Origin of the sequence: Rhodoferax sp. (genome assembly GCF_023701345.1) — a bacterium.
Classification (GTDB): domain Bacteria; phylum Pseudomonadota; class Gammaproteobacteria; order Burkholderiales; family Burkholderiaceae_C; genus Rhodoferax.
Window position 1 is genome coordinate 1 of the sequence record NZ_JAMPXE010000188.1, and the last position, 4570, is coordinate 4570.

Consider the following 4570-nt stretch of genomic DNA (forward strand, 5'->3'; position numbering starts at 1 on the left):
CGCTGTAGGCTCTTTCGATGTAAATGATTTCATCGCCCTGGCGGATGCTCAGGTTGACCGCTTGCTGCGTCAGGCGGTGCAACTCACGCATGGGTTCCAGCGCGGCGTCGCGCACATTCAAGCGGTTCTTGACCAGATTGCCCAGCTCCAGCAGGCGCATGCCCAAGCGGTAACTGCCGGCCTGGGGATGGTCGACAAAACGGCCCATCACCAGGTCGTTCAAAATGCGATGCGCCGTGGACGGGTGGAGCCCGGTTTTTGCGCTGATTTCCTTGAGCGAAATGGCCTCTTCCTGGGAGGCCAGCACATCCATCAGTGTCATCATGCGTTCAATGACCTGAATGGTCGGCGTGGATGTAAGTGAAGAATCAATTTTTCGCATGCAACATCCTGAAGTGGTGTTTCATTTTACCTTGTGAAATCTTCATTCACGAACCTGGCGCTGCCTGCCCTGTCAGCCACGGCGCGCCACTGTTGTCCGATGAAAATTTCAAACGGCCTGAAGCGTGACTTGTAGGACATCTTCCGGCTCTGCGCCACCCAATAACCCAGGTAGAGGTACTTCAGGCCCCAGGCTTGGGCCTGCCTGATCTGCCACAGCACGCTGTAGGTGCCATAAGACCGGCCAGGCTCAGGATCGTAAAAGGTGTAAACGGCAGACATGCCATCGTCGAGCTGGTCGATGATGGACACCATTTTGAGAACGCCGGGCTCGTCATCTGGCGATGGCTCACGAAACTCGACCAGCAAGGAGTCGACGTGGCTGTCCATCAGGAAGTCCTGGTACTGCGCCACATCATCGGCGTCCATGCCGCCACCTGGGTGGCGCGCCTTCTGGTAGCGCTGGTACAGGGCAAAGTGTTCCGGCAAAAAAGCCGGTGTGCTGATGGTGGCCTTTAAATGACCATGCTGTGACCAGGCGCGTTTTTGGCTGCGGTCCGCCTGGAAATCGGCCACCGGCAAGCGCAGCGACAGGCACGCCCGGCAGTGATCACAATGCGGACGGTAGTAAAAAAGACCGCTGCGCCGGAAACCATTGCGCATCAACACCGAATAGCCGCTGGCGTCGATCAGATGCGCGGGCGTGGCCACTTGAGAACGGGCAACCCGGCCGTCAAGATAACTGCAAGGGTAGCTTGCCGTGGCATAGAACTGAAGCGTTTTGAGCGCTGTTTCCTGGGATTGATTCACGCTGAAGCCGTATTGAATGCAAAGAGATGTTGCCAGTATACGGACCCGAAATGCCAGTCAATCACAGGTTGCCGGCACAAGGCCCGAACCCGCCTGACAAATTCATCCCTTGGCATTTCGTGGGCTCCCAGGGACGCGAGGTGCGCGGTATTTTGCTGGCAATCAATCTGGCTGATCTGATGCTGGCGGCACAGGCTCACCAGCGCCGCCAGCGCAATTTTGGAGGCTCCGGTCTGGCGGTAAAACATCGACTCGCCAAACACCGCCTGCCCGATGGCGACGCAATACAGCCCGCCGGCCAATTCACCCCTGATCCAGGTCTCGATGCTGTGGGCCAGACCCGCATGGTGCAGGTCGATGTAGGCGTTGATCATGTCGGGCACGATCCAGGTGCCGTGCGTGCCCGGTCTGGGGCTTGCCGCGCAGGTTTGAATCACTTGTGCAAAGGCGCTGTCGATGCGGATCTCGCAGTCCGGATCATTGGCAAACTTCTTCAGGGTTTTTTTCAAGGAAGGAGACAGCTTGAACTGCCCCACTTCAAGCACCATGCGCGGCGCCGGGCTCCACCACAAAATGGGCTGACCGGCACTGAACCACGGAAAAATACCGTTCTGGTAAGCCTTTTGCAAGGTCGCAACCGACAAGTCAGCCCCGGCACACAACAGGCCGGGTGCCACCGTGTCGATTCCCCATGCCGAGTCGACCAGCGGAAAAGGCTCGCCGCTGGCAAGCCAGGGCAAGGGGGCAGGTGCGTGCGTCATTTAACGGCGCTGCCAGGTGATTGCATGGGGGTGTTGTCCAAAAACAGTGGCTCCAGCGATTACAATATATGAGTCGGGGCGTAGCGCAGCCTGGTAGCGCATCTGGTTTGGGACCAGAGGGTCGAAGGTTCGAATCCTTTCGCCCCGACCATTATTTTCAAGGCCTGGCCGTTTTTACTGCCGGGCCTTTGTTTTTGGTGTTCAGCCAGACGTTTTGTTCCCAGCATGGCTGATTTTTTTCAGTTGGTAAAGTGCTTCAAGTGCTTCGCGCGGGCTCAAATCGTCGGGGTTGATGGCTTCCAGGGCGATGTCTGCCGCGCTGCTGGTGACCACTTCGACCATGGCAGGCGCAGCAAACAAATCGATCTGGGCCTGTTGGTGCGAGGCCTGCGCCTCCAGCGCTTCCAGGGTCTGACGGGCCTGGTTGAGCACCGCCGCAGGCATGCCGGCCAGGCGCGCCACCTGGATACCGTAGCTTTTGCTGGCCGGGCCCGGCTGAATTTCGTGCAGAAACACGATGTTGCGGCCCGACTCGGCGGCGCTCACATGCACGTTGACGGCGCCATGGTGGTCGGCCGGAAACTCGGTCAACTCAAAGTAGTGGGTGGCAAACAGGGTGTAGGCCTGTGTTTTGTCGTGCAACTGGGTGGCGATCGCGCTGGCCAGTGCCAGACCATCAAAGGTGCTGGTGCCGCGGCCAATCTCATCCATCAAAACCAGTGAGTTGGGCGTGGCCGCGTGCAGGATCTGCGCGGCCTCGGTCATTTCCAGCATGAAGGTCGATTGGGCGTTGGCCAGGTCGTCGGCCGCGCCAATGCGTGTGTGGATGGCATCGATCGGTCCCAGCCGGCAGCGTTTGGCAGGCACATAGCTGCCCATGCTGGCGAGCAGGGTGATCACCGCGATCTGGCGCATGTAGGTGGATTTGCCGCCCATGTTGGGGCCGGTGATGATCTGCATGCGCTGCTTCGGTCCCAGGTGCGTGTCGTTGGCAATGAAGGCGCCGGCGCTGGTCTCGGCCAGTCGCGCCTGCACCACCGGATGGCGCCCGGCTTCGATGTCGAGGCAGGGTTCTTTGGCAAACTGGGGTGCACACCAGTCCAACGTCAGACTGCGCTCGGTGAGGGTGCACAGGGCGTCGAACGTGGCCAGCGCGCGCGCCAGCTCGGTGAGGGGCGGCACAAAAGCCTGCAACTGGTCCAGCACCTGCTCATACAGCCACTTTTCCCGGGCCAGCGCGCGCTCCTGGGCACTCAGCGCCTTGTCTTCAAAGGCCTTGAGCTCGGGGGTGATGAAGCGCTCGGCATTCTTCAGGGTCTGGCGGCGGCGGTAATCGTCTGGCACCTTGTCGAGTTGGCCTTGCGAGACTTCAATGAAGAAACCATGCACCCGGTTGAATTGCACGCGCAGGTTGGCAATGCCGGTGCGGGCTTTTTCACGGGTTTCCAGGTCCAGCAAAAAGCTGTCGCAATTGGTCTGGATGGCACGAAGCTCGTCCAGCTCGGCGTCAAAACCAGGGGCAATCACACCACCGTCGCGCACCAGCGCGGCGGGTTCAGCTGCGATAGCCTGCTTTAACAATGTTGCGCAGCCGGTGGGGGGCTGCAGCCGGTTGGCAATGTCAGTCAGGTAGGCCTCAAGCCCCTGCAGGACCGGCGCCAGCAGTGCGGTTTTTTGCAGCGTCAGTTGCAGCCCGACCAGTTCGCGTGGCCGCACCTGGCGCAGCGCGATACGGGCCGTGATGCGTTCCACATCGGTGCTGCCCTTGAGTTGCTCGCGCAGTTTGGTCCACGGGCCGTCACGCAAAACACCCATGGCATTCAGGCGCTGCTGGGCCTCGGTGCGATCGCGCTTGGGTGACACCAGCCAGCTTTTAAGCAGACGGCTGCCCATGCCGGTCATGCAGGTGTCGAGCAGGGAAAACAGGGTGGGGCTGTCCTCGCCGCGCAGGGTTTGCAGCAGTTCCAGGTTGCGCCGGGTGCTTTGCGGCAGGTCGATGAGCTCGCCCGCGCGCTGCACCCGCACGCGGTGGATGTGGGTCAGCGCGCGGCCCTGGGTGTGCTCGGCGTAGGCCAGCAGCGCGCTGGCGGCGGCTTGCGCCTGCACCAGGTCTTGCGCTTGCCAGGGCATCAGGCTGGCGGCTTGCAGGTGTTCCAGCAGCTTGCGCTGACCCAGGCCAGCGTCAAATTGCCAGTCAGGACGCACCGAAATCGACATATGTCCCGCCACGGGCAGATTGCGCAGCCGGGCTTCAAACGCGGGCGTGGCGCCGGCGCTATAGATCAGCTCTCCCGGGCTGATTCTGCTCACCCAGTCGGCCAGCTCATCGGGCGTGCATTCGGCCAGATGCACCTCGCCTTGCGTCACGCTCAGCCACGCCAGGCCGCAGCTGTTGCGCGTGCCCTGGTGCACCGCCAGCAGCATCGACTCGGTCTTGTCGCCCAGCAGTTCCAGGTCGGTCAGCGTGCCGGGGGTTACCACCCGCACCACCTTGCGCTCGACAGGGCCTTTGGCCGTGGCGACGTCACCGACCTGCTCGCAAATGGCCACCGATTCGCCCAGCTTGATGAGCCGTGCCAGGTAAGTGTCCACCGCGTGAAACGGCACGCCCGCCATCA

4 protein-coding genes and 1 tRNA gene are annotated in these 4570 nt (G+C 61.3%); 1 reads left to right on the top strand and 4 read right to left on the bottom strand.

Going from position 1 to position 4570, the window contains the following annotated elements:
• From NDI87_RS16645 to aat, 3 genes are all read right to left on the bottom strand, one after another.
• On the bottom strand, positions 1–382 hold a 382-nt coding region (locus tag NDI87_RS16645; RefSeq protein WP_296276696.1), incomplete at its 3' end, for a helix-turn-helix domain-containing protein.
• Positions 383–408: 26 nt separating this feature from the next.
• Positions 409–1191: an arginyltransferase gene (locus NDI87_RS16650; protein ID WP_296276697.1), complete on the bottom strand. Its 783-nt coding sequence runs from the start codon at positions 1189–1191 to the stop codon at positions 409–411.
• A complete protein-coding gene (aat, locus tag NDI87_RS16655) occupies positions 1188–1952 on the bottom strand; it encodes a leucyl/phenylalanyl-tRNA--protein transferase (RefSeq protein WP_296276699.1) in 765 nt (254 codons plus the stop codon). Before aat ends, NDI87_RS16650 begins: the two co-directional genes overlap by 4 nt.
• A gap of 74 nt (positions 1953–2026) precedes the next feature.
• Here aat and NDI87_RS16660 point away from each other — a divergent pair.
• Positions 2027–2103, top strand: a tRNA-Pro gene (locus NDI87_RS16660).
• A gap of 50 nt (positions 2104–2153) precedes the next feature.
• Here the strand turns inward: NDI87_RS16660 and mutS are convergent.
• Positions 2154–4570: DNA mismatch repair protein MutS (mutS, locus tag NDI87_RS16665; RefSeq protein ID WP_296276701.1), on the bottom strand; the 2417-nt coding region annotated here is incomplete at its 5' end.